The organism is Provencibacterium massiliense, from assembly GCF_900169495.1.
Lineage (GTDB): Bacteria > Bacillota > Clostridia > Oscillospirales > Ruminococcaceae > Harryflintia > Harryflintia acetispora.
Genome location: NZ_FWCH01000012.1, coordinates 1,789,869 through 1,813,937 on the forward strand (window position 1 = coordinate 1,789,869; position 24,069 = coordinate 1,813,937).

Genomic DNA, 24,069 nt, shown 5'->3' on the forward strand with positions numbered 1-24,069 from the left:
CTCAGGCCTGACAGCGCGGACAGTAGCAGCTGCTGCGCCCCGAGAGGATGATCCGCTCGATGGGCGCGCCGCAGCGGGGGCAGGGCTGCCCCTGCCGGCCGTACATGGCGAAGGAGGGCCCGTCGCGGTACTCCCTGCCTTGTAAGGCCAGGTACTGCTCCGACGTTATCCGGTCGTTTTCGATCCCCTGGTGCAGGATATGGGGGATCGCCTTCTCCAGCCGCCGCCACTCCTCCTGACCGAGCGTACATGCCGCGCGGGCGGGGAGAATCCCTGCGGCGAAGAGGATTTCGTCGGCGTAGATGTTGCCGATCCCCGCCACCACGCCCTGGTCGAGCAGGCATTCCTTGATCGCCCGGCGGCGGGTTTGCAGCGCCTCTTGCAGGTAGCCGGCGCAAAACGCCGGGCCGAAGGGTTCGGGCCCAAGCCTTTCGATCCCGCTGTAGCTGTCCTCTTCCCCGGACTCGAGCAGCCAGAAGCGCCCAAAGCGCCGCACGTCGATGTAGCGCAGCTCCCCGCCGCCCTCCAGCCCGAGCACCAGGTGGGTGTGCTTCTCTTTCGGATAATCGGACGGGGTCGCCAGCAGTTGGCCGGTCATGCGCAGGTGGAGGATCAGCCTGCCGCCGCCCTCCAGCTCGAACAGCAAAAACTTCCCCCGGCGATCCATCCCCATAATTTTCTTCCCGGTCAGCACGTCGGTAAACCGCCGCGCGCCGGGATGGGCCACCACCTCGGGCCGGACGAGCTGTACCGCCGCAATGCGGCGGCCGCACAGCTGCGGCGCGAGGATTCTTTTTATGGTTTCAACCTCAGGCAGTTCCGGCATATGAAACCCTTCCTTTCAAATGTTGTGGTTGGATCGCCTCCCATTGTGGTACAATAGCAGCAGAAAGCTGCAAAGGAGGACGCGACATGGTACTGTCGGACGGCACCATCCGCTCGCTGCTGCAAAACGGGGAGCTCGGCATCTCCCCCCTGACGCCCGGCCAGGTCCAGCCCGCCAGCGTGGACATCCGGTTGGGGGACACCTATGGAATCGTGGAGGACGGGAGCGAGGGGGTGCTGCGGCTGGATCAAAGGATCCATTATAAAACGATCCGGGCCGAGCGCTATCTGCTGCTCCCGGGTCAGTTTGTGCTGGCAAGCACCATGGAGTATATCAAGCTCCCCGGCGACATGACCGCCTTTGTCGAGGGGCGCAGCTCGGTCGGGCGGCTGGGGCTCTTCATCCAGAACGCAGGCTGGGTGGACCCGGGCTTCGAGGGGGAGATCACCCTCGAGCTCTTCAACGCCAACCGCTGCGCCATCGAGCTGCGCGCCGGGCGGCGGATCGGCCAGCTGGTGTTCGCGAGATTGGACGCCCGCGCTCAAAACGCCTACCGCGGAAAGTACCAGGGCCAGCGCGGCGCGACCGGCTCACGCATTTTTTTGGACGGCGAGCTTCGATTAGGCGACATTTAAAAGGGAGGTCATCGTATGGAACATTTTCGCTCGTATTCCGCCGTATTCCCGATCCTGCTTTGCACCCGGGACGGGCAGCGGCAGATCCTGCTCCACCGCAGGGAGAACACCGGCTTCATGGACGGGAAATGGGATTTTGCCGGCAGCGGGCACGTCGACGAGGGGGAGACCGCTAAAATGGCCGTCGCCCGGGAATGTAAAGAGGAGCTGGGGATCGAGGTCGCGCTGCAGGACGTGCAGTTTCGCCACCTTTCCCACCGCGCCAGCGCCGGCGGGCGCACCTACTACGACATCTACTTCGAGGTCCTGCGCTATGACGGCGCGCCCGAAATCAGGGAGCCGCAGAAGTCCTCGGCGCTCTGCTGGTTCGATCTCGATTCGCTGCCGCCGGACATGATCCCGGTGCGCAGGGAGGCCCTGTTTCAGGTGCTGTCCGGTTGCCCCTACAGCGAGAGTCTCGAATAATTCTTTAGGAGGTCATCGTATGAATTTTATCACCGAACCCGAGCGGATCTGGCTGCCCGGCGAGGACGGCAAAGTCCTCGCCGAGGTCACCTTCCCCCTGGATGAACGCGGCGTCGCGCAGATCGACCACACCTTTGTGGACGGGTCGCTGCGCGGGCAGGGCGTGGCCGGACAGCTGCTGCAGGCGCTGGCGGCGCATCTCAGAAGTGAAGGGATCAAGGCCTCCCCCGTCTGTTCCTACGCTCTGTCATGGTTTCAAAAGCACCCGGACCAGCAGGACCTGCTGGCCTAGCTTTTCTGATCCCCGATCTTTTCAAGCAGCATAGGCGCCATCGCGCAGGCGAGGATCACCGCCGTCACGCCCGCCGCCAGCTTCCCGGCGATCATGGCCGGGATCATCCCCGGGGAAACCCCGGCGGTAAAGCCGAGATGGTCCCCGATCACGCAGGAGGCGCTGACCAAAAAGGCGATGTTGATCAGCTTGCTGCGCGGGTCCATCTTCTCGATCAGCCCGAAGGTCGCGATGCCGTTGGCCAGGGATGCCACCATTCCGGCGCAGCCGCTTTCGTCGAGCCCGAGCTTCCTGCCCAAGATGCCGAGGGCTTTGGAAAAGTGCCGGGTGATAAATTCCACCATCGGGAAGGCGCCGATCAGCACGATCGCGATCAGCCCGACGATCTGCAGCGCCTCGATCAGGGGCGACACGCCCGAATCGCCCGGCTCGACCATCTGCCAAAGGAGCGGAAAGCGCAGTCCGGTTTCATATTGCAGCACCGCGGCGGCGAGCGACAGGGTAATCAGCGCGGTCAGCCCCTTGCCGAAGATGGTGAACCCCCGCAGCATGGCCATCGGCTTTTTCCACAGTCCCAGGATGATGAGTAGGGCGATCAGCAGCACCGGCAGCAGATTTTTGAGCATGGAAACAAATCCGATCGGGTAGCCGGTGAACAGCATGACCGCCCAGCCGGCGAGCATCCCAATGGGGATGGTGACCATCCCGACCATGATGCCGTAGGCAAAATAGGGCCTGTCCTCCTTTTTGAGGATGCCGAGTCCGATGGGCACGCTCCCCACAATGGTGCAGCCGAGCATCGAGCCGAGCAATATCCCCGAAAACTGGCCGATGGCCTCGTCCGGGCCCGCCAGCTGCATGGCCAGCGGATACCCGCCCATGTCGCAGGCGAGCAGCGTCCCGCCGAACATGGCGGGGCTCGCCCCGAAGAATTGATAGACGGGGGTGAGCACCGGTTCGAGCAGCTGGCGCAGGATGGGGGTGAGCACCAGCATCCCGATCATGGCCAGCGAGAGCGGGCCCATCGCCTTGAAGCCCTCTTCAAACTTTTCCCCGTAGCCATGGCGGTTTTTGCGAATGCGGTCCACCGCGCCGACGAGCATGAAAATCATGGTCACCGACAGGATAACTGTGTGGATCGAGATTGATGAGACGTACTGCTGAAGCGATTGCACAAAAACTTCCATTTTCACATTCCTTTCCCCAGTGTGGCACTCTTTTTATTATATCACAACGTGCCGCGCACGCGGCAAATAACAAATACTTTTATTGTTCCGGCCGGGCCGCGCCAAATTCTTTTGGCGCGGCTTTTTCATATCGCTTTTATGGCGGGGAAGAATAATTTACAAAAGCGTTCTTGCATCCCTTTCCAATAGATGGTACAATCTGTTAAATCAATCGATAAAGGAATGATTCATACTATGAAAAAACTCTCAGCCGGCAAAATTGCCCTGATCGCGGTACTGCTGGTTTTGGTGGTGCTCGTCGTCTCGGTATTTTCCGGCTATAACTCGCTCGTGACCATGCGGGAAAACGTCACCGGACAGCAGGCGAATATCCAGACCCAGCTGCAGCGCCGCAACGACCTGATCCCCAACCTGGTCAATACCGTCAAGGGGTATGCCGCCCACGAAAAGGAGGTATTCGACGCCGTATCGGATGCGCGCGCCAGGCTCGCGGGCGCCGGCGGCGACATGCAGGAGCTGGCCGACGCCGACGCCGCCATGCAGAGTGCGCTCAGCCGCCTTTTGATGGTGGTGGAAAACTATCCCGACTTAAAGGCCAACACCCAGTACACCGCCCTGATGGACGAGCTGGCCGGAACCGAGAACCGGATCGCGGTGGCCCGCAAGGACTATAACGACGTGGTGCAGTCGTATAACCGCAAGCTGCGCACCTTCCCCACCGTGCTCTACGCCGGGATGCTCGGCTTCTCGCAGGCGGACTACTTCGAGGCGGCCGAGGGCGCCGAAACGCCGCCCACCGTGGACTTTGGAGCGTAAACGATGAAACGTATCCGACGAACGCTTCTCCTCCTGCCCGAGCTGCTGCTCCTCTCGCTGACAGCTCACGCCTTTGAGCTCGAAGCGCCGACCCAGTACTTCTATGCCGCCGACTATGCCGACGTGCTGGAAAGCGAGCACGAACAGTATTACGTCGACCAGGGGGCGGCGTTGCAGGAAGCCACCGGCGCGCAGATCGTGGTGGCGAGCGTCCCCTCCCTGCACGAGCGCACGGTGGAGGAGTACGCCAACACGTTGTTCCGTTCCTGGGGGATCGGCGACAGCGAAAAAAACAACGGCCTGCTCATCCTGCTGGCACCCAACGAGCGGCAGATCCGGGTGGAGGTGGGCTACGGCCTGGAGGGCGCGCTCAACGATTCCAAGGTCACCCGTTATATGGACGAATACGCCGTGCCTTATCTCGCGCAGGACCAGTTCGACGAGGGGATTTATAACCTTTATAACGCCCTGCTCCCCGCGGTTTATGAGGAATACGGCATGACCCCGCCCGAGAGTGTACAGTCCGCCGTGGCGGCAGAGGGGGACGATTCCTCTCCCATGGATTTTATTATTGCGCTGGTCCTTGTGGCGCTGGTCTTCGGCGTCTTTTTTAGGCGCCGGCGGCATTTCGGCGGCCACTGGGGCGGCGGATTCTATGGGGGCGGGGGCTTCCATGGAGGTGGCTTTGGCGGCGGGTTCTCCGGCGGAGGGGGCGGCGGCTTTTCCGGAGGGGGCGGCGGCTTTTCCGGAGGGGGCGGCTCCTCGGGCGGAGGCGGCGGTTCCCGCGGGTTTTAACCCCCAGGCGCTGGCAGAATGAAACAAAAGAAAAAGACCCATAGCATAGGCAGCTATGGGTCTTTTTTTCGTCTGTTCGCGGGGAAAACCCCGNGACCGGCCACGTCCTTCCGGGACGGGAGGGGCTGGACCGGGAGGCGGGGGTGGACACGCCCCTCGCCATCCCGCCGAGCTGCGGGTGTCCGGCCGGGACGGCGGGCGCGTTCTACGTGGGGAAGGGCACCGCCGCGTCGCCATATCTTGTGTCGAGCGCCGCACAGCTGCAGCATATCAACAGCCCAAACCATCTCGGCAAAGGGCAATCCTTCTTACAAGTGCGGGACATCGACGTCGAGGCCGAGCAGGGCACCAGCCTCTGGACCCCCATCGGCAACTACAGCGCCCCATTCAGCGGGCAATACGATGGGGACGGCCATTGGGTGCGAAACTTCAGTGTGGACACCCCCCGTTCCGCCGGGCTGTTCGGCTACATCAATCACTCCACGATCCAGCGCCTGGCAATCGAGACGCCCTATTCCGTCGTTGGCACCACTCTCGATGATGAAACCGCCCGATTCTGCGGCGGGCTGGTCGGAGAGTGGCGCATGTCTGTTACGCTCTCCCAGTGCTATGCAAACGTTTCCGTAAGCGGCTCCTGTGCGGGAGTCCTGCTGGGCGTTGGGCAGCAAAGCACCGTTATCCGCGACTGTGCGGCATATGGAAAGGCGGACGCCGCCATACAGGCGGGAGGCGTGGCAGCCAACATCATTGGAGCGGTGGAGCGCTGTTACGGAATTTGCGCCGTTTCCGGTTCCTCCCTAGAAACCGGAGGGCTGGTCGGGCGGCCAAATATCAACGCCAGCAGCACCTTGACGGACTGCCGCTGGTTTGACGGCCCTCAAACGGCATATTCCAGCAACTATGGGGACAATCCTGTCGTTGCCAACGTCCAGCGCTACCCCCTCACCGCCGCCAACCTCTCGAACCCAGCCAACTTCCCGGCGAGCTTCGGCTTGAACGATCCGAGCGGCCTGTGGGAAATGGGCGACGTGTGGTACTACAACCACAAGGACGGCAAGCCCGGCGAGCGGGTGCACGTCACTGCCCCCAAGCTCAAGATTTTTACCTTTCAGGAATAAAATCCGAAAGGGGGACGCGAAGAGTTTTCTCTTCGCGTCCCCCTTTTTTCTATTGCCGGGCACGGCCGCGGCAATAGAAATGGCCGTGTCCCTAGCCCGCCAGGAGAATTTTATAAGGCTGCTCTTCGATTTTATATTTCTTTCGTCCTCAAACCGGCGTGCGGAGCTCGAACTCCTGATAGAACACCCCCAGCTTGCCGTGGTAGCCCGGCTTCCAGGGCTTGTTGCGCCCGCAGTAGTGGACGATCACCGTGTTTTTTCGCACCCACTCCAGGTCGACCCTGACGTTCTGCGGGTTGAGGTTATAAAAGCGGTAATATCTGTCGCTGAGGTTGAAGACCAGGGAATTGAGCTCGATGATCCGTTTGCCGTAGAGGACGTTGATCACGTCCTGATCGGGCAGCAGCAGCTTCTGGCGGTTTTCCCCGATGTAGCGAAGGACCTCCCCTATGTCTTGCTGCTGCCGCAGAGCGTCGAGGTTCATCAGGAGCACGCCCGAGTTTACATAGGCGCTCTCGTGCGGCAGGTCGAGGCGCAGCTCGTTGAGCCGCCGGAAGGTGCGGTGCAGGTGGGAGCAGGCGGCGAAGAAGGATTCGCCCATCTCCATCTCCCACAGCGGGCGCAGGCTCCCCAGCACCACCAAATCCGGGTCGAGATAGATCACCCGCGGAATCTCTGCCGGCAGGAACTGCGCGGCAAAGAGCCGGTAGTACATCTCGCGCGGGTAGCGCTCCTCGACCGGGGCCCCCGCGAGCATGCCGTCCGAGATTTTTATATCGTGCACCCCGCAGCTGCCCGGGCGCAGCCGCCCGCGCAGATAGTGCAAGTCCCCCTCGCTCAGCGAGCTGTTCATCACATGCACCTCAAAGCGGCTGTGCGGGTCGCTGGTTGTGAGCGATGTGAGCATCACCAGCAGCTGCCGCAGGTATCCCCGGTCCAGCGTCACCAGAATGTGAATCGGCTCCTTCAACGGTCAATCACTCCCTGTTCAGAATTTCCATAAACTCCTCGCCGGTGATGGTCTCCTTCTCCAGCAGGTATCTTGCCAGCTCGTGCAGCTTTTGGACGTTCTCCTTGAGGATTCCCCTCGCCTTTTCGTGCGCCTGGCGGATCAGGGAGAGCACCTCGCCGTCGATCCTTGAGGCGGTCTCGCCCGAACAGATCAGAGAGCTGTCCCCGCCCAGGTATTCGTTATGCACCGTTTCGAGCGCCATCATGTCGAAGCTCTCGCTCATCCCGTAGCGGGTGACCATGGTGCGGGCGATCCGGGTGGCCTGCTCGATGTCGTTCGAGGCGCCCGAGGTAAAGGTGCCGAAGATCAGCTCCTCGGCCGCCCGGCCGCCGGTGAGGGTGGCGATCTTGTTCTGCGCCTCCTCGCGGGTCATCAGCACCCGCTCCTCCTCATCCACCTGCATGGTGTAGCCCAGCGCCCCCGAGGTGCGCGGCACGATGGTGATCTTGTGCACCGGCGCCGACTCGGTCTGCCTGGCCGCCACCAGCGCGTGGCCGATCTCGTGGTAGGCCACGATCTCCTTCTCGCGCTGGCTGATCACCGCGCCCTTGCGCTGATAGCCGGCGATGACCACCTCGACCGATTCCTCCAGATCGCTCTGGTTCACCAGCGTCCTTCCCAGCTTGACCGCGCGCAGCGCAGCCTCGTTGACGATATTGGCCAGCTCCGCTCCCGACGCGCCGCTGGTGGCCCGCGCAATGGAGCCCATGTCGATGTTTTCCTCCATCTTCACATCCTTGGCGTGCACCCGCAGAATCGCTTCCCGCCCGGCCAGGTCGGGCAGCTCGACCGGGATGCGCCGGTCAAACCGCCCGGGGCGCAGCAGCGCCTTGTCCAGCGAATCGGGACGGTTGGTGGCCGCCAGGATCACGACCCCCTTTTTGCCGTCGAAGCCGTCCATCTCGGTGAGCAGCTGGTTGAGCGTCTGCTCGCGCTCGTCGTTGCCGCCCATAGCGCCGCTGTCCCGCTTCTTGCCGATGGTGTCGATCTCGTCGATGAAGACGATACACGGCGCCTTTTCCTGCGCCTGCTTGAAGAGGTCGCGCACCTTGGCGGCCCCCATGCCCACAAACATCTCCACGAACTCCGAGCCGGAGATCGAAAAGAAGGGGACACTCGCCTCCCCCGCCACCGCCTGGGCCAGCAGGGTCTTGCCGGTTCCGGGCGGGCCGACGAGCAGGGCGCCTTTCGGCATGCTCGCGCCGATGGCGGCGTACTTATCGGGGTTGTGGAGGAAATCGACGATCTCCTGCAGCGCCTCCTTGGCCTCGTCCTCCCCGGCCACGTCGGCAAAGGTCTTGCCGGTCTGGGCCTGCACGTAGATTTTGGCGTTGCTCTTGCCGAACTGCATGGCGTTCGGGCCGCTCATCCGCTTTTTCATGAACCGCATCAGCAGGAAGCTGGGCAGGATCAGGATCACCAGCGGCAGGATCCAGGTGAGCAGGAAGTTCATCAAAGGCGAATTTTTCTTCGGGATCACCTGGCTGAACTTTACGTCCCCCCGCGCGTGCAGCCGCTCGACGAGCTGCGGGTCCTCCATCTTCCCGGTGATGTACAGCGCTTCCTTGCCTTCCTCCCCCTTTGCGGCAAAGGCGATCTGGTTCTCCTGGATCTCCACCGTGGTCACGTTCCCCGCATCCACCTGGTCCAGGAAGGTTCCGTAGTCCACCTGGGTCACCTGCGCGCGCATCAGGATCGGGAATACAAAGGCGTTGAGCGCCATGAGCACCAGCAGTACGACCATATAGTAAAAAATGAGCGGCTTTTTCGGAGTCTTTTGTTCCTTCATTTTTCATTCCCCTTCTCTTCGTCTGTATCTATGCCCCGCTCCAGCAGGGAGACAAAGACCTCAAAGCCCTTGATGATCTGTTCCATCTCCTCGCCGCTGGGGTTCATCCGTCCCATCACCCGGCAGTCGATCCGCTCCTCGAGCCGGTCGGCCAGCGCGCGGCCCTCTGCCGTCAGCTCAAGGCGCACCACCCGCTCGTCGCTCCCGTCGCGCCTGCGCTGCAGGTAGCCCTCCCGCTCGAGCTTTTTGCACAGCGGCGAGATATTCCCGCTGGCCATCAAAAGAGCGCGGCCCAGCTCCCCCACCGTGCAGGGGCGCTCCCGCAGCTCGACCAGGGCGCGCATCTGCACCGCCGTCAGCCCGCAGGGCTCGCAGCACCTTCGCAGCTGCTCTTCAAAATTCCCCTTGATCCTGCGGGAGAGCGCCAAAAGCTCCCGGCGAAACTGCAAAGCGTCCACTTTCGCTTTCCCCCTTATATTATCTATTAATTATAGATTATATGGAAAATAGTATCCGGCGCATGGCTTTTTTGTAAACGTTCGGTGAATCCTTGAAAAATCCCCCTTCGCTTGGTATACTGATAAGGAATTTTTTGCAAGGGGGGCACGGTATGTACCGGTACGTGGTCTTTGATGTGGACGGCACCATCCTCGATTCGGAGGAAGCGAATATGGTCTCCTTTCAGCGCGCGGCCGAGGAGATGCTGGGCAGGAAGCTGCGGTATGAGGATCTGGCCTTCTCGCTCGGGATGCTCGACGAGGAGGCCTATCCCATGATCGGGATCACCGATCTGGAGCAGGCCCTGCGGCTGCGCAACCGCTATTACGCCGAGCTGCTGCACACCGTGCGGGTGTTCGACGGGATCTGTGAGGTGCTCGAATCGCTGAGGGAATGCGGCATTTGCCCCGGGATCGTCACCTGCCGCACCGGCGGTGAGCTGCGCCGCGCCCTCGCCCCCTTCGAGGGGCTTTACGACTGCTTCGGCGTGCTCTCCACCGCCGAGCTCACCGCGCGCCACAAGCCCGACCCCGAGCCGATGGAAAAATACCTCGAGCTGTCGGGGGCCGACCCGCGGGAGGTGCTCTACATCGGGGACACCGAGCAGGACCTGCGCTGCGCCGCCGGCGCGGGGGTGGACTTCGCGCTGGCGCTCTGGGGCGCTTACACCACCGCGGGCTGCGAGGGGGCCGCTTATTTCCTGCGCGAGCCGCGGGAAATCCTTTCCCTGGTGGGCGGGGAGGTGAAGGCATGACGCTGCAGGTCCTTGCCGCCGGGCTGAGCGTCTGCAAGGTTTCGGACCTCTCGGGGGTGGACCTTTCCGGTGAACTGTGCTTTTTGGGGAAGACGGACCGGGAGCTCTCACTGGTCTGCCCCACAGACAGGGTCCCGGATAGCACCCTGGCGCGGGAGGACGGCTGGCGCGCCTTGCGGGTGGCGGGCGCCCTCGACTTTTCCCTGGTCGGGGTGCTCGCGGGGATCGCCGGGGTGCTGGCAAGGAACGGGATTTCCATCTTTGCCCTGTCCACCTACGACACCGACTACGTCCTCACGAAAGAGGAACAGTTTGATCGGGCCCTCGCCGCGCTGCGGCAGGCGGGGTATGACGTGGAATAGCGAAAAATAGCGGGAGGGGAACCGAAACCGGTTCCCCTCCCGCTGCCTGTACGCCGACTTATACCCAGCCCGGCTTTGGGGCGGGCGGATTTGCCACAGCCCGCCCGCCGCCGGGATGGCGGCGGACGGATATATCCACCGCGGCGCGCTGCGCCGCAGACTGGCCGATGGGTCCTATGCTTCTATCATATGCGGCGGCGTGAAAGGTGTTCCCCTATTCCTCCAGTTGAGCCCGTCCCAGGTAGAGCTTGCCGATCGAGCTGAGATACCAGCCGGTGAGCTTCGGAGAGGAGAGCACGGTCTGAACATTGTACTGGATGGGGATGATATAGCCGTCCTCCATCAGCAGCTCCTCGGCCTGATAGAAGGCGTCGTACCGCTCGGCGCCGGTGGAGGCGAGCGCCTTTTCCATCAAAGCGTCGAACGCCTCATTTTGATACATGTTGCCCGACTGGGGGTTGGGCGCGCCGCCGACCGTCATGAACATGTCCAGGAAGGTCTGCGGATCGCGGTAGTCCCCGGTCCAGCCGTGGCGGGCGAGGGCCTGGTAGTTGCCGGAGTTGCGGGTGTCCTGGAAGACCGCCCATTCCTGGTTGACCAGCTTGACCGAGAGGCCGAGGTTCTGCTTTAACATTTCCTGTACCGCCTCGGCGATGGCCTTGTGCTTGTCGTCGGTGTTATAAAGGATTTCCAGAGTCCCGATCCCCTCGCCGTTCGGATAACCCGCCTCGGCCAGCAGCGCCTGGGCCTGGGCGGCCTGGGCGGTGGGCGCGAGGTAATAGTCCCCGGCGGTTTCACGGAAATCCCGGCCCTGATCATCCGTGAGCCCGGGCGGGATATAGCCCATGGCGGGCGTCTGTCCGCCGCGGGTCACCATGTCGCAGATGGCCTGCCGGTCGATTGCCATGCTGATCGCCTTGCGCACCCGCACATCTTTCAGCGCCTCGATTGGGGTGTTCTGGTTGATGACGTAGAAATAGGTGCTGATGTAGGGCAGCACCTCGAGCTCTCCCGAGGCGATCAGCCCGGGGATTTCCTCGGTGGGGGCCTTGTCCGTCCACTGGATCTCCCCCGCCTTGAAGGAGGTCAGGATGGTGGAGGCGTCCACGATCATCCGGCAGAGCACATGGTCGAGCTTGGTATTTTCGGCGTCCCAGTAATAGGGGTTCTTGGAGAGCACCAGGTGGGAGCCGAGCTTATAGTCGGTGAGGTAGAACGGGCCGTTCGAGACGGCCTTCTTCGGGTCCTTGGCCCAGAGCCCGCTCTCATCCACCACGTCCTCCCGCTCGGGGGCGAGCGTCGGGAAGCAGACCAGCTCCTCGAAATAGTCGCAGGGCCCGGCCAGGGTGACCTCAAGCGTGCGCTCGTCGAGCGCGCGCACCCCAAGCTCCTCGGCGGGCTTTTCCCCCTTGGTGATCTCCTGCGCGTTTTGGATCGGATAGAGGAAGTAGGCATACTCCGAGGCGGTCTTCGGGTCCACGGTGCGCCGCCAGGAAAAGACGTAGTCCTGAGCGCGCACCGGTTGCCCGTCCGACCACTTCGCGCCCTCGCGCAGGGTGAAGGTCCAGGTGAGCCCGTCGTCCGAGACGGCGTAGTGCTCGGCGGTGGCGGGCTCGGGGCCGTTGCCGAAGTCGCGCAGCAGTCCCTCGAAGGTGTTGGTAATCACGTTGTTCCCGTCCGACGCCGAGTTGAGGCTGGGGTCCAGGGTCTTGGGGTCGGCGCCGAGATTAATCTTGGCGACCGTGCCCTCGAGCTTTTGCGAGGGCGCACCGCTCCCCGACGGGGCCGAAGAGGCGCCAGACGAGGAGCCGTTCCCCTCCTCCTTCCGGCCGCAGGCGGCCATGGATACGCAGAGAACCAGCGCCAGAAGCAAAGAGCCGATTCGTTTCATAGACAGCATCATTCCTTTCCCGGAAATACACTTTTTCTTAGTATTTCTGGGAGGCGGCCTAATTATCCCCTAGCGGAAGAGATGGCAGGCGACCTGCCGCTCATCCGAAATGTTTTGCAGCCTCGGTTCCACCTCGGCGCAGACCTTCATCGCATGGGGACAACGGGTGCGAAACGGGCAGCCGCTGGGCGGGTTGAGCGGGGAGGGCACGTCGCCCTGCAGCACAATCCGCTCCTTTTTCGCCTTGGGGTTCGGGACCGGGATGGCCGAGAGCAGGGCTTTCGTATAGGGGTGCTGCGGGTCGTGGTAGAGCTGGTCGCTCTGCCCGAGCTCGACGAGCTTGCCGAGGTACATCACCCCGATCCTGGTGGAAATATGCTTGACCATCGACAGGTCGTGGGCAATGAAGAGATAGGTGAGCGCAAACTCCTCCTGCAAATCCTCGAGCATATTGACCACCTGTGCCTGGATCGAGACGTCCAGCGCCGAGATCGGCTCGTCGCAGACGATGAAGCGCGGTCGCACCGCCAGCGCCCGGGCGATCCCGATGCGCTGGCGCTGCCCGCCGGAAAATTCGTGGGGGTAACGGCTGGCATATTCGGGTTTCAGTCCCACCCTCTCGAGCAGGGAGCGCACCTGCTCCTCGCGCTCCTTGCCCGACGCGAGATGGTGGATGTCCAGCGGCTCGGACACGATATCCCCCACCGTCATGCGCGAATCGAGCGAGGCGTAGGGGTCCTGAAAGATCATCTGCATCTTGCGCCGGTAGGGCAGCAGCTCCCGCCCCGAGAGGTTGGTGATGTCGGCGCCCTCAAAGATAATCCTGCCGTCGGTCGGCTCGTACAGGCGCAGCACGGTGCGCCCGGTGGTGGACTTTCCACAGCCCGACTCGCCGACCAGCCCCAGCGTCTCGCCGGGGAGGAGGGTGAAGGAAACGTCGTCCACCGCCTTGATCACCCGCTGATTCCCGCCGAGGAAGCCGCCGCCCGCCACGAAATATTTTTTCAGGTGCTCAACCTTTAAAATCGGCTCGCTCATCCTTTTGCCCCCTCTTTTCTGATCTCGGGCACCCGCGGCGCCGCCTCGTCCAGCAGCCAGCAGCGGGACTGGTGGCCCTCCTCGACCTCATAGAGCGGCGGCAGCCGCTGCTCGCAGATGTGCATGGCAAAGCGGCACCGCCCGCTGAAGGGGCAGCCGCGCGGCGGATTCAGCAGATCGGGCGGGCTGCCCGGGATAGGCTGCAGCCGCTCGCGGGTTTCCTTCGTCGGATCGGGCACCGACTGCAGAAGTCCCAGGGTGTAGGGATTGCGCGGGTCGAAAAAGATTTTTTCCACCGGCGCCTGTTCCATGATCATCCCGCCGTACATCACGATCACCCGCTCGCAGCTCTCGGCGATCACCCCCAAATCGTGGGTGATCAGAATGATCGAGGTGCCCAGACGCTCGCGTACCTCCCCGATCAGCTCGAGCACCTGGGCCTGGATGGTCACATCCAGCGCGGTGGTGGGCTCGTCGGCGATCAGCAGCCCGGGGTCACAGGAGAGGGCCATCGCGATCAGAGCGCGCTGGCGCATGCCGCCCGAAAATTCGTGCGGATAATTATGAAAGCGCTCCTCGGGCGAGGGGATCCCCACCAGGGAGAGCATCTTGATTGCGGCCTCCTTCGCCTGCCGGCGGTCCAGGGGGCGGTGCTGCCGGATCACCTCGACCATCTGGCTGCCGACGGTATAGACCGGGTTTAAGGAGGTCATCGGGTCCTGGAAGACCATCGAAATCTCGTTCCCCCGGACCTGCTGCATCTCCCGCTCGCCCAGCGGCACCAGGTCGCGGCCCCGGAAGTGCACCGCGCCCCCGGTGATCCGCCCGGGGTGGGAAAGCAGCTTCATCACCGACATGCAGGTGACGCTCTTCCCGCTGCCCGATTCCCCGACCAGCCCCAGGATTTCGCCCTTCTTTAGGCTGAAACTGACGTCCCGCACCGCCTGCACCTCGCCCACATGGGTAAAGAAGGAGGCGCGCAGGTGGTCCACCTGCAACAAATTATCCGACACTCCTACCTCTCCTTTCCTCACTGGCGTTGGCGCGGGTCAAGCGCATCGCGCAGCCCGTCCCCCACGAAGTTGAAGGCGAACATGGTCAGCGCGATGGCCACCGACGGCACGATCAGCAGATACGGATAGCTGCGGATCCCTCCCAGCGCGTCGTTGGCCAGCGTCCCCCAGGAGGCGGCGGGAGCCGCGACCCCCAGCCCCACAAAGCTCAGGAAGGATTCGGTGAAGATGGCCTGGGGGATGCTCATCATCATCGAAACCACGATCGGCCCCATCGCATTGGGGATCAGGTGCCTGAAAATGATCCGGCTCTTGGGCGCGCCCAGGGCCTTGGCGGCCAGCACGAATTCCTGCTCCTTGAGGCTCATCACCTGCCCGCGCACCTGGCGCGCCATCGGCAGCCAGTAAACCAGCGAGATCGTGAGGATCACGATCCCCACGTCGCTGCGGTTGGTGACCACCATCAAGAGGATGACGATCAGCATGAGGGGGATCGAGTTCAAGAGGTCGACAATGCGCATCATCACGTTATCCACCGTCCCGCCCTCATACCCCGAGACGCCGCCGTAGGCCACCCCCACGAGCATGGTGATCAGCGCGGAAACGATCCCCACCAAGAGCGAGATCCGCCCGCCGTAGAGGGTGCGCGCCAACACGTCCCGCCCGAGCTTATCGGTCCCCAGCAGGTTGGAGCGGTTGAGGACGGTTTTGCTCCCACCCATCACCTTGCTGCCGTTTAGGTAGAGCTCGTACTTTTTGGTGCTGCCGGCCTCGCGCGCCATGCTGTAATCGAGGGTGACTTCATTCCCGTCCACCTCGAAAACCTTGCGCCGGCCGATGGTGTCATTCTTCAGCAGAGCCGCGGGCCCGAGCACCTCGCCCTTATCGGTCACCCGGATGATCTGATAGAGGCTCTCCTGCACATAGATTTTGCTGCCCTGCCCGAGATCGGTCACCCGCAGGATGGGCGGGATATTGCCGAGCGCCAGATTCTGGTCGGAATAGCTGTGAGAGCTCAGAACCGGCCCCACGAGGGCCAGCAGCAGGATTAGCACGATCAGGCAGAGCCCCACGAGTGCCAGCTTGTTTTTGCGAAACCGCCGCCAGACGTCCTTCCAATAGGTTAGGCTCTCCCGCGGTTGCTCCCCGGCGCCGGCGCCCGAGCGGTCCACGAATTCCCAGAGGTTTTGCATAAGAATGACCATTCCTTTCCGGACGTTTCGGTTAATCCTGAAGTTTTATTCTCGGGTCGATCAGCGCATAGGCCACGTCGACCAGGAAGACCATCACCACATAGAGCGCGGCGAAGAACAGGGTGGTTCCCATGATAACGGTGTAATCGCGGTTGTTGATGCTTTCCACGAAGTATTTTCCCATCCCGGGCACGGCGAAAATTTTCTCCACCACGAACGAGCCGGTGATGATCGCGGCAAAGGTGGAGCCGAGATAGGTCACCACCGGGATCAGTGCGTTTTTGAGTGCGTGGCGAAAGACGATCCTCCCCCGCGGCAGGCCGTTGGCCCTGGCCGTGCGGATATAGTCCATGCTGGTCACGTCCAGCATGGACGAGCGGGTGAGACGGGTGACAAAGGCCATCGAGAAGCCGCCCAGCGCCAGCACCGGGCCGATATAGGAGCGCCAGCCATAGAGGCCCCCCGGCGGCAGCCAGCCCAGCCGTTCGCCGAAGACATAGAGGATAAAGGAGCCGATCACAAAGCTGGGCACCGCGATCCCCAGCGTGGTCAGGAAAGAGATCAGGTAGTCCGGCCACCGGCCCCTTTTCAGCGCCGCGAGCACCCCGAGCGGGATCCCGATGACGATCACCAGCAGGATCGCCCAAAAGCCCAGGGCGGCCGAGACCGGGAAGGCGTTCCTGATCATGTCGTTGACCCGCACTCCGAGCATTTGGATCGAGGTGCCGAGGTCCAGATGGAGCAGGTCTCCCATGTAGTCGAGGTATTGCTGCCAGAGCGGGGCATCCATATTATATTTTTCCCGCAGCAGCGCCTCGATTTCAGGCGAGAGGGTCCGCTCGCGGGTGAACGGGCTGCCAGGTATGAAGCGAAGCAGGAAAAAAACCGCCGTCGCCAATAAAAACAAGGTCAGCAGCATGGACAGCAGGCGTTTTAGTATATATCGAAGCATATCGTTTTCCCTCCATGGGAGTTATTTTTGACCTGCAGGGGCCCAAATAAACCACTTCGCTCAAAACCCTGAAAAAATGAGGGCAAAGGTGCCATTTCCTTCCTGAACCTGCCTGGGATGTCCGGACGCAATATGAATCAATTGCATGGAAGAAGGCATGCTGTAAAACTACAGCATGCCTTCTTTGTTTCTATAACGAAAAACCCGGCCCTGGAGAGTGGGCCGGGTTTATCATTTAGTTAGCTTGTAATCTTAATCTTTCGATTAATTACTTGGAAGCCTTCTTGAACGCAACAGCGCCAGCAGCGACCAGGGAGACTACAGCCATAGCAGCGGCAGCGCCGACCATGTCGTTAGCGCCGGTGCCCGGGTTGGTCTTGTCGCCATCGGTGGGCTCTTCGGTCTCTTCGTCAGAAGAGGTCTCGCCGTCCTTGGAGATGGTGCCTTCCTCGTACTCTTCCTCAGCCACGATGTAGGTGCCAAGAACCTTGGTCTCGAACGCCCAACCGTCGCTATCGTACTCAGCGTCAACCTTGGTCACGTCGCCGGTCTTCTTGTTGTACTCGTAGAGCACAGAGCCGGAGTCAGCGTCGATCACAACTTTGACCTTGGAGGCAAACTTCGGGTTGGCAATGAAGTCATAGCAGTCAACGTCAACGTCGCCGAAGAAATCAACGATCTCATCGATGTCGTCGTCAACCAGTCTCATGTTCTCATAGTCGGTGCCGTAGTTGCCCTTGAAGTACACGTCAACATAGTCGTTGGCGCGGATTCTGGACTCGTCGCCGATCACTTCGTCGAAGTTGTAAACAACACCGTTGGATTTGCTGTTGGTGTAATTGGTGTCTTCCTCGAACTCCTGGATGCGGGAGTAGGCAACAGCCTCGTCATGCTTGATAACGATGGTGATGTCCTTATCGTTGTCAACGCCTTTGAGCAGCTTGTTCTGGCCACCGACACTCTCAAACTTCGCCTCACCAATGGTAAGATCAAGCTCTACCTCATAGTCCTCAAACTCGAAGGTGCGCAGTCCAGCGTTGCCCTTCAGGGTCAGAACAGGAGCATAGTAGGTCTTGTTTGCAACCGGATCCTGATAGTAGATGCCGTCATTCTTCTTCACAGAAGCAGTGATATTCTTGGTGTTGACATGAGCATCAATATCGGTGATTCTCAGATAGTTGCTACCAGCGAAGTCAGGATAAATGGTGATTTTTGCCTCGTTGCCAGCCTCGTCCTCATCGGTGCCCGCATCATCGGGACCATAGGTTACGAGGTACGGAGCGCCGTCCTCAAATTCGGCATTGTCATCGTCCATACCGACGCTGATGCCATAAGCAGTGCCGTTCTTCTTACCGTTCTTGCTAATGGTGCCAGCAAACGCAACAGAAGCGGTGCCGAGAACCATCGCAGCAGCAAGCACTGAAGCCAGTACTTTTTTCATTGGAATTTCCTCCTCTTAATTGTTACTTTAAAATCGCTAAGTCAAGGGCGGCTCTCCATTCCTGCCCTTGCCATGACCCTAGTATAACCGATGGAGGAATAAATTGCAATAGGTTTTTGAAATTTTTTTGTAATTATTTTGTTACCCATTTCCTTGCTGGTTTTCTCCGCATAAACATGCCGTTTTCCAAGGATATTATCCAGCATTTTTTCTATCCATTCCTGTTTTATTTTCGTTTTGCGTAACAAAATTATCCATAGATTACAAAGACGCAACTGCCTTGCACGACGAAAAACCCGGCCCTGGAGAGTGGGCCGGGTTTGATTCGTTTTAAACCGTTCTGATTACCAGAGATCGATTCTTATTTGGAAGCCTTCTTGAGGGAGATCGCGCCAGCAGCGACCAGGGAGACGACCGCCATGGCAGCGGCAGCGCCGACCATGTCGTTGGCACCGGTGCCGGGGTTCTGCTTGTCGCTGTCGGTGGGCTCCTTCTCATCCTCGGAAGAGGAGGACTCGTCCTTGGACACATTGCCTTCCTCGTACTCCTCCTCAGCCACGATGTAGGTGCCGAGGGTCTTGGTCTCGAACGCCCAGCCATTGCTCTCGTACTCAGCGTCGACACGGGTCACATCGCCGGTCTTCTTGTTGTACTCGTAGAGCACAGAGCTCTCGTCGGCGTCGATGACAACCTTGACGTTGGAAGCGAATTTCGGGGTAGCGACGAAGTCATAGCAGTCAACATCGACGTCGCCGAAGAACTCAACGATCTCGGAGATATCGTCGTCAACCAGTCTCATGTTCTCGTAGTCGGTACCGTAGTTGCCCTTGAAGTACACGTCGACATAGTCGTTGGCACGGATTCTGGACTCCTCGCCGATGACCTCGTCGAAGTTGTAGACAACGCCGTTGTTCTTGTTGTTGGTGTAGTTGGTGTCCTCCTGGAACTCCTGGATGCGGGAGTAAGCGGCAGCCTCGTCGTGACGGACGGTGACGGTGATGTCCTTCTCGTTCTCAACGCCCTTGACCAGCTTCTTGGAGGTCTGATCAAATTTCGCGTCGCCGATGGTGATGTCCAGCTCAACCTCGTAGTCCTCGAACTCAAAGTTGCGCACGCCGGCGTTGCCCTTCAGGGTCAGGACCGGAGCGTTGTACTGCTTGTTGTTGTCGTTGACATCCTTGTACTCGATACCGTCGTTCTTCTTGACAGAAGCGGTCACGTTTCTGGTGTTGACGTGAGCCTTGATATCAGAGATTCTCTGATACACATTGTTGACAGCGTCGGAGTAGGGCTCGATCACGATCTCAGCCTTATTACCGGCGGTGTCCTCATCGGTGCCCGCATTGTCGGGACCGTAGGTCACCAGGAACGGCGCGCCGTCCTCGAAAGTGGAATTGTCGTCGTCCTTGCTGACGGTCAGGGAGTACCCGTGGGTGCTACCGGACTTTTTCTGGATGGTGCCCGCGAAGGCAATCGAAGCCGTACCCATAATCATGGTGGCGGCCAGTACTGTAGAAAGTACTTTCTTCATTGGAATTTCCTCCTCTTAAGGTTTTACTTTAAAATCAATCTCGGTTCGGGTGGCTCTCCATTTCCTACCCTTGCCGTGACTATAGTATAGCGTATCTGGTTTCAAATTGCAAGAGGTTTTGATACTTTTTTGTAATTAATTTGTTACCGTTTATTTTTGCTTATAATCCGCACAATTAAGCCGTTTATCTGCAATACTTTCTTTTTATACACCATAGGAATATTCTGGTTTTTTTGGAATTTTGGTTACAAAAACTCTAAAAAATTACAATTTGTAACCTGCAATGCGCTAGAAATCCCGCCGCTTTATCCAGGGACAATCGGATATCGATTCTTATGGCCGTCCTACTGGCACATCCACTTTTATTGCTGCGCCCCACAATAAAAAAACCACCGGCATATGCCGGTGGTTTCATGATTGTCTATTCTTGCGCTCAGCTGCGGCGGCGCTTGCGGTAGTTATGGTAGAAGAGCAACCCGGCCACCACGATCACCGAAATCACCAGCAGCACCGAGGCCACGCCCATATAGTCGTTGGAGCCGGTGGACGGGTTTTGGATCTTGTTGGCGTTATCGGCATCGCCGGAGGGCGGAATCTTCTCTGTCTCTTCTTCGCTGCTGCTCGAGTCGGAATTCAGATCGTCCGGACCCTTATATTCCTCGTCCGCCACAAAGTAGGTGCCAAGCTGGCGGGTGGAGAAATACCACTGCCCATTGTCGTAGCCGGCGTTGATCTCAGAAACCTTATTGTTTTTGAACTCATATAAATAGGTATCGGGGTCCGCCTCGATCGCGACCTGCACCTTGGAGCCCGGCCGGGGTGAGCCAAGGAATTTATAATAGTTCACGTTGGTATTGAAGTAGAAATCGTCCACCCGGCTGATCGCATCGGTGGAAATCCCCAAGTTGACCAGCTCGTCGTCGCCGTAGTCGCCGCGGAAGTAGACGTCTACGTCGTCGCTGCAGCGGATGCGCACCGTCTCGTCGATGTCCTCGATAAACTTAAAGACGCAGCCCTTCTTCTCCGAGATGGTATAGTTGGTATCGTCCTCCACCTCGCAGATGCGGGAGTAGGCAATCGCCTCGTCGCCGTAGATGGTGATGGTGACGTCCTCTACATTATAAGTGCGTCCGTCCGCGACGTTGTAGTCGCCGATCTCGAGGTCGATCTCCACCTCGTAGTCCTCCCAGTCGAGGTCCCGCACACCGGCGTTGCCCTTGATGGTGACGACCGGCGGGTTCGGGCTCATGCCGTCGTAGATCTTGGAGGATACCTTGACGTTTTTGGAATTGGCATGGGTGCTGATTTTGGTGATCCGCTGGCCGCTGGCCGGCTCGATCTCGATCTTCACCTTGCTCGCCGCGTTCTCCTCGTCGGTGGCAGCCCCGTTGTCCGGCCCATAGGTGACCAGATAGGGCGCGCCGCTGCGGTATTCGGCATTGTCATCCCGGCTGCTGACAATCAGCGAGAAACCGGAAATATGGTTGCTGCGCTCGATGTCCGCCGCAAATCCGACCGTAGCCAAGCCGAGGGCCATTGCCGCCGCCAGCAGGATTGATAACGTCTTTTTCATATGTCTCCTCCCCCTTCGGACCCTTTTAAGCTCCTCACAAGGTACAATATTCTATTTATAGTATATCCGCAGTTGACAAATTTTGCAAGGAAAATAATGGTTTTGTGCGCTCGCAAGCCAGGCGGACGGCGACCCGCTTTGGCGCTCTCCACCAGCAATTGGGCTTCCGTTTCAGGCCCGTCCACAGAATATGGTGGAAGCGGCAAAAAAATGACAAGTTGGTGACAAAATCGGCGTATCCGCGCAGAAGAAGGGCCGCAGCTTTACTGCGGTCCTTCTTCAAAAAACAGTGTATGAACCTGTCTGAGGGGGTAGGTTCAGCGCGCGGCCTTGCGGTAAGCAGCCAGCCCGGCGGCGCAGAGGGAGCCAATGCCCAGCAGGACGGCCAGGGCCGGGCTGCCAGCGGCGCCGGTGCCGGGGTTCGTCTTCTCGGAATCGCTCACCGAATCGACATCGTCGTACTCGGTGTCATCCGTGCTGTCCTCATCGGCAGTGGAAGTGGAGAGCATGGACTCGTCGATCTCCTCGTCGGTCACGATGTAGGTGCCCAGCGTCTTGGTCTCGAAGATCCAGTTGCCGTCGTACTCGGCGTCGACCAGGGTCAGATCGCCGGTCTTCTTATTATATTCGTAAATATAGGCCTCGGTACCCGCCTTAATCTCGACCTCGACCGCGCTCGCAAATTTCGGGCTGGCGATAAAGTCATAGTAATCGACATAGAGATCGCTCAGCGCCTTGTCGATTTCGCTGATCGAGTCGGTCACCACCCGCAGGTTCTCATAGTCGGTGCCGTAATTGCCGTTAAAGTAGAGATCGATGTCGTCGTCCACCCGGATGCGGGTTTCCTCGTCGATATACTCGTCAAACTCGAAAATGCATCCCAGCGACTTGGTAATGGTGTAGGTCTCGTCGCTCTCCACCTCGCGGGAGGGGGAATAGGCGGTCAACTCCTCGCCATAGATGGTGATGGTCACATCGTATTCATCCCCCGTGGCGTCGTCCTCCAGAGTGATATCCAGGTCGAGCTCGTAATCCTCCAGCTCGAATACCCGCACGCCCGCCTTACCCTTGATGGTGAGCACGCCGGGGTCGCTGACCGTACCGTCGTTCTTCTTGTAGCTCGCCGAGATGTTGCTGGTGTTCACCGAAACGTCCACGTCGGTGATTTCATACCCGCTCTCGGGAATGATTGCGATCTCCGCTTCCTTCATGCTGTCGGTACCGTAGGTATAGATTTCCGGCGCGCCGTCCGAGTACTCCGCATTGTCATCCCCCGGGCCCACGGTCAGGGAATAGCCCGAGACGCTGGAGCTGCTCTTGCTGATAGACGCGGCCGAAGCGCTCAGTACGCTGCCCAACAGCAGGCATCCGGCCAATAAGGTTGCCATTACTTTTTTCATTGTGGAGATTCCTCCTCTTTCTTCTTTAAAATCATTTTCCGGCGGGGAGAGGTTTGGGACTCTCCCGAATCCATTTCCAGGATACCCGGGGAACGTGACCGTTTCGTGTTCTTGCGCTGAAAGAAACGAGGAAAATAAATGAAAAAATGTAGCGAGCCGCCACTCCCGATACGAGGCGGCGGCAGGCTGCCGCTCCCAATTCGCGAAAGGACTAGCGTGCGAGGCGGCAATATTCAGCCCGCGTCCTGAATAAGAGGGTTCCAAGGGGGCGACGCCCTCTTGGCGGGTGCGGGCAGAGCCCGCGACCTTCAGCGCCAGCGAAGCGCGGGGAGGGGAGGCAAACCTTCCAGTGGAAGGTTTGACGGGGAACCCCCAAGAGGGGGTTCCCTCAAAAACGATCTCTTCAAACAACGGAAAAGTTCAGCCGCTGCGGGAGCTCCCGCAGCGGCTGACTGCTAATTGTCGAACATTCCTACTCCCATAATAGGGCTTTGCTCTTCGAACACCTCGATTGCCATACGCATACCGATCTTAAATCCACAAATGAAATCGTCGATGCCGTTGAGCCCGTCTGTTTCATTGTGCTGGACGGCGTATTCCTCCAGGAGCCGGGACTGCTCCGGGGAAAGAAGGGCCTCCAGTTCGTCTCGTTTTTCGCCCAGGACGTGTATAGACTCGGCGTAGGGGGAGCCGGGGCTGAATTTCCTGGCCAAGGGGTTGAGGTCTCCGTTTGCAAAGTGCTCCAATATACTTTTCATAATTCTACTCCTTTCAGCACACGCCCCTTGAAAGAAGAAATTACGTATGGTAAAATATTTACGCAGTTTTCCTTTCGGAGGCTGTGTGCGGGGGAAGCGGTGTTCCTTGTGAGGGGTGTGCCGCTTCCTTCATTTTTTGAGGCTTTTGTAAACAAGATCAATCCCCTCACGAACAACGTCCGATTTTGTTGTGCTCAACGCCTCGGCAGATTCTTCAAGTTTCTTTATACTTTCGTCGTCGAGTCGTACACGGAACATCGTCGATTTGGGGTTGTTCGTTGGACGCCCCATTTTTTTCTGTTCGCTGATATGATTCCCCTCCTTTCGTAGCGACAATAGTATTATATGATACGTAGCAACAAAAGTCAAGGTTTTTTTAAAAAAATTTCCAGCGCGTGCAGAAAAATTTGCGCCCTCCACGAAAGTAGAGAGCGCGAATAGGCAAGCGGCGCCCCGCCGCTTTGGGGGAACCCCTTGATAGGGTTCCCCCACGCAAAAACCTCCCACTGGGAGCTTTTTGCTCCCCTTCCTGATCTTTGGGAGGATTTGTAGCCGTGAGCGCCAGCAACCCAGGAAAGGTCGCGGGCTCCGCCCGCACCCGCCAAGGAGGCGTCGCCCCCTTGGAACCCCATTATTTTATATCACAGAAAAACGCGGCGGAAGTATCCGCCGCGTTTTTATCTGTTTTTCGCCGCTCGCATTCAGGACGCGGGCTGAGCACTCCCGCTTT

At 59.6% G+C, this 24,069-nt stretch carries 25 protein-coding genes; 8 read left to right on the forward strand and 17 right to left on the reverse strand.

The window, feature by feature from the left end; all coding sequences use genetic code 11:
* Nucleotide 1: 1 nt before the first annotated feature.
* Nucleotides 2-826, reverse strand: coding sequence for a bifunctional DNA-formamidopyrimidine glycosylase/DNA-(apurinic or apyrimidinic site) lyase (mutM, locus tag B5477_RS13680; RefSeq protein ID WP_079700193.1), 825 nt, complete (start codon nucleotides 824-826; stop codon nucleotides 2-4).
* A gap of 86 nt (nucleotides 827-912) precedes the next feature.
* On the opposite strand from mutM, the gene dcd reads away from it, so the two are divergent.
* Genes dcd through B5477_RS13695 form a run of 3 tightly spaced genes read left to right on the forward strand, consistent with a single transcriptional unit; the run spans nucleotide 913 to nucleotide 2,218 of the window.
* A complete protein-coding gene (dcd, locus tag B5477_RS13685) occupies nucleotides 913-1,461 on the forward strand; it encodes a dCTP deaminase (protein ID WP_079700194.1) in 549 nt (182 codons plus the stop codon).
* A gap of 15 nt (nucleotides 1,462-1,476) precedes the next feature.
* The gene (locus B5477_RS13690) at nucleotides 1,477-1,926 is read left to right on the forward strand and encodes an NUDIX hydrolase (RefSeq protein WP_079700195.1); all 450 of its coding nucleotides are present in this window, start codon (nucleotides 1,477-1,479) and stop codon (nucleotides 1,924-1,926) included.
* A 19-nt stretch (nucleotides 1,927-1,945) separates the two neighbouring features.
* Nucleotides 1,946-2,218, forward strand: a complete 273-nt coding sequence (locus B5477_RS13695; protein ID WP_079700196.1) for a GNAT family N-acetyltransferase — start codon at nucleotides 1,946-1,948, stop codon at nucleotides 2,216-2,218.
* On the opposite strand, the gene B5477_RS13700 is transcribed toward B5477_RS13695, so the two are convergent.
* Entirely contained in the window at nucleotides 2,215-3,405 is a 1,191-nt protein-coding gene (locus B5477_RS13700) for an ethanolamine utilization protein EutH (RefSeq protein WP_079700197.1), read from the reverse strand. The genes B5477_RS13695 and B5477_RS13700 overlap by 4 nt on opposite strands.
* Before the next feature lie 234 nt (nucleotides 3,406-3,639).
* Here B5477_RS13700 and B5477_RS13705 point away from each other — a divergent pair, with 234 nt between their 5' ends.
* The 3 genes from B5477_RS13705 (at nucleotide 3,640) to B5477_RS13715 (ending at nucleotide 6,134) form a co-directional block, all read left to right on the forward strand.
* Nucleotides 3,640-4,221, forward strand: a complete 582-nt coding sequence (locus B5477_RS13705; RefSeq protein ID WP_079700198.1) for a LemA family protein — start codon at nucleotides 3,640-3,642, stop codon at nucleotides 4,219-4,221.
* Between the two features lie 3 nt (nucleotides 4,222-4,224).
* Nucleotides 4,225-5,016: a TPM domain-containing protein gene (locus B5477_RS13710; protein ID WP_079700199.1), complete on the forward strand. Its 792-nt coding sequence runs from the start codon at nucleotides 4,225-4,227 to the stop codon at nucleotides 5,014-5,016.
* 143 nt (nucleotides 5,017-5,159) lie between these two features.
* A complete protein-coding gene (locus tag B5477_RS13715) occupies nucleotides 5,160-6,134 on the forward strand; it encodes a hypothetical protein (RefSeq protein ID WP_079700200.1) in 975 nt (324 codons plus the stop codon).
* A 148-nt stretch (nucleotides 6,135-6,282) separates the two neighbouring features.
* On the opposite strand, the gene B5477_RS13720 is transcribed toward B5477_RS13715, so the two are convergent.
* The 3 genes from B5477_RS13720 to B5477_RS13730 are packed head-to-tail and all read right to left on the reverse strand — an operon-like array spanning nucleotide 6,283 to nucleotide 9,393.
* A complete protein-coding gene (locus B5477_RS13720; RefSeq protein WP_079700201.1) occupies nucleotides 6,283-7,104 on the reverse strand; it encodes a glycosyltransferase family 8 protein in 822 nt (273 codons plus the stop codon).
* 7 nt (nucleotides 7,105-7,111) lie between these two features.
* Complete coding sequence (ftsH, locus tag B5477_RS13725; RefSeq protein WP_079700202.1) at nucleotides 7,112-8,935, reverse strand: ATP-dependent zinc metalloprotease FtsH; 1,824 nt, start codon at nucleotides 8,933-8,935, stop codon at nucleotides 7,112-7,114.
* Nucleotides 8,932-9,393, reverse strand: coding sequence for a MarR family winged helix-turn-helix transcriptional regulator (locus B5477_RS13730; RefSeq protein ID WP_079700203.1), 462 nt, complete (start codon nucleotides 9,391-9,393; stop codon nucleotides 8,932-8,934). Before B5477_RS13730 ends, ftsH begins: the two co-directional genes overlap by 4 nt.
* 152 nt (nucleotides 9,394-9,545) lie before the next feature.
* Between B5477_RS13730 and B5477_RS13735 the strand changes: the two genes are divergently transcribed.
* Entirely contained in the window at nucleotides 9,546-10,187 is a 642-nt protein-coding gene (locus tag B5477_RS13735) for an HAD family hydrolase (RefSeq protein WP_079700204.1), read from the forward strand.
* Nucleotides 10,184-10,549, forward strand: coding sequence for an ACT domain-containing protein (locus tag B5477_RS13740; protein ID WP_079700205.1), 366 nt, complete (start codon nucleotides 10,184-10,186; stop codon nucleotides 10,547-10,549). The genes B5477_RS13735 and B5477_RS13740 overlap by 4 nt, the downstream gene beginning before the upstream one ends.
* A 214-nt stretch (nucleotides 10,550-10,763) precedes the next feature.
* Here B5477_RS13740 and B5477_RS13745 read toward each other — a convergent pair whose 3' ends face one another.
* The 12 genes from B5477_RS13745 to B5477_RS15385 form a co-directional block, all read right to left on the reverse strand.
* The gene (locus tag B5477_RS13745) at nucleotides 10,764-12,440 is read right to left on the reverse strand and encodes a peptide ABC transporter substrate-binding protein (RefSeq protein WP_159449060.1); all 1,677 of its coding nucleotides are present in this window, start codon (nucleotides 12,438-12,440) and stop codon (nucleotides 10,764-10,766) included.
* 69 nt (nucleotides 12,441-12,509) lie between these two features.
* A complete protein-coding gene (locus B5477_RS13750) occupies nucleotides 12,510-13,478 on the reverse strand; it encodes an ABC transporter ATP-binding protein (RefSeq protein ID WP_079700207.1) in 969 nt (322 codons plus the stop codon).
* Nucleotides 13,475-14,491 (reverse strand): ABC transporter ATP-binding protein, encoded by a 1,017-nt coding sequence (locus B5477_RS13755; protein WP_079700208.1) that lies wholly within the window; start codon nucleotides 14,489-14,491, stop codon nucleotides 13,475-13,477. Before B5477_RS13755 ends, B5477_RS13750 begins: the two co-directional genes overlap by 4 nt.
* 17 nt (nucleotides 14,492-14,508) lie before the next feature.
* A complete protein-coding gene (locus B5477_RS13760) occupies nucleotides 14,509-15,684 on the reverse strand; it encodes an ABC transporter permease (RefSeq protein WP_079700209.1) in 1,176 nt (391 codons plus the stop codon).
* Nucleotides 15,685-15,715: 31 nt separating this feature from the next.
* Nucleotides 15,716-16,636 (reverse strand): ABC transporter permease, encoded by a 921-nt coding sequence (locus B5477_RS13765; RefSeq protein WP_079700210.1) that lies wholly within the window; start codon nucleotides 16,634-16,636, stop codon nucleotides 15,716-15,718.
* Nucleotides 16,637-16,904: 268 nt separating this feature from the next.
* Nucleotides 16,905-18,077: a hypothetical protein gene (locus B5477_RS13770; RefSeq protein ID WP_079700211.1), complete on the reverse strand. Its 1,173-nt coding sequence runs from the start codon at nucleotides 18,075-18,077 to the stop codon at nucleotides 16,905-16,907.
* A 41-nt stretch (nucleotides 18,078-18,118) separates the two neighbouring features.
* Nucleotides 18,119-18,283: a hypothetical protein gene (locus B5477_RS15115; protein ID WP_159449061.1), complete on the reverse strand. Its 165-nt coding sequence runs from the start codon at nucleotides 18,281-18,283 to the stop codon at nucleotides 18,119-18,121.
* 155 nt (nucleotides 18,284-18,438) lie between these two features.
* A complete protein-coding gene (locus tag B5477_RS13775; protein ID WP_079700212.1) occupies nucleotides 18,439-19,608 on the reverse strand; it encodes a hypothetical protein in 1,170 nt (389 codons plus the stop codon).
* Between the two features lie 433 nt (nucleotides 19,609-20,041).
* Complete coding sequence (locus B5477_RS13780) at nucleotides 20,042-21,181, reverse strand: hypothetical protein (protein WP_079700213.1); 1,140 nt, start codon at nucleotides 21,179-21,181, stop codon at nucleotides 20,042-20,044.
* A 317-nt stretch (nucleotides 21,182-21,498) separates the two neighbouring features.
* Nucleotides 21,499-22,581 (reverse strand): hypothetical protein, encoded by a 1,083-nt coding sequence (locus B5477_RS13785; RefSeq protein WP_079700214.1) that lies wholly within the window; start codon nucleotides 22,579-22,581, stop codon nucleotides 21,499-21,501.
* A 455-nt stretch (nucleotides 22,582-23,036) separates the two neighbouring features.
* Nucleotides 23,037-23,339 (reverse strand): DUF6809 family protein, encoded by a 303-nt coding sequence (locus B5477_RS13790; protein ID WP_079700215.1) that lies wholly within the window; start codon nucleotides 23,337-23,339, stop codon nucleotides 23,037-23,039.
* A gap of 129 nt (nucleotides 23,340-23,468) precedes the next feature.
* Nucleotides 23,469-23,831 carry a ribbon-helix-helix domain-containing protein gene (locus B5477_RS15385; RefSeq protein WP_242942207.1) on the reverse strand — a complete coding sequence of 121 codons (363 nt, stop codon included), beginning with the start codon at nucleotides 23,829-23,831 and terminating at the stop codon, nucleotides 23,469-23,471.
* Nucleotides 23,832-24,069: the final 238 nt, after the last annotated feature.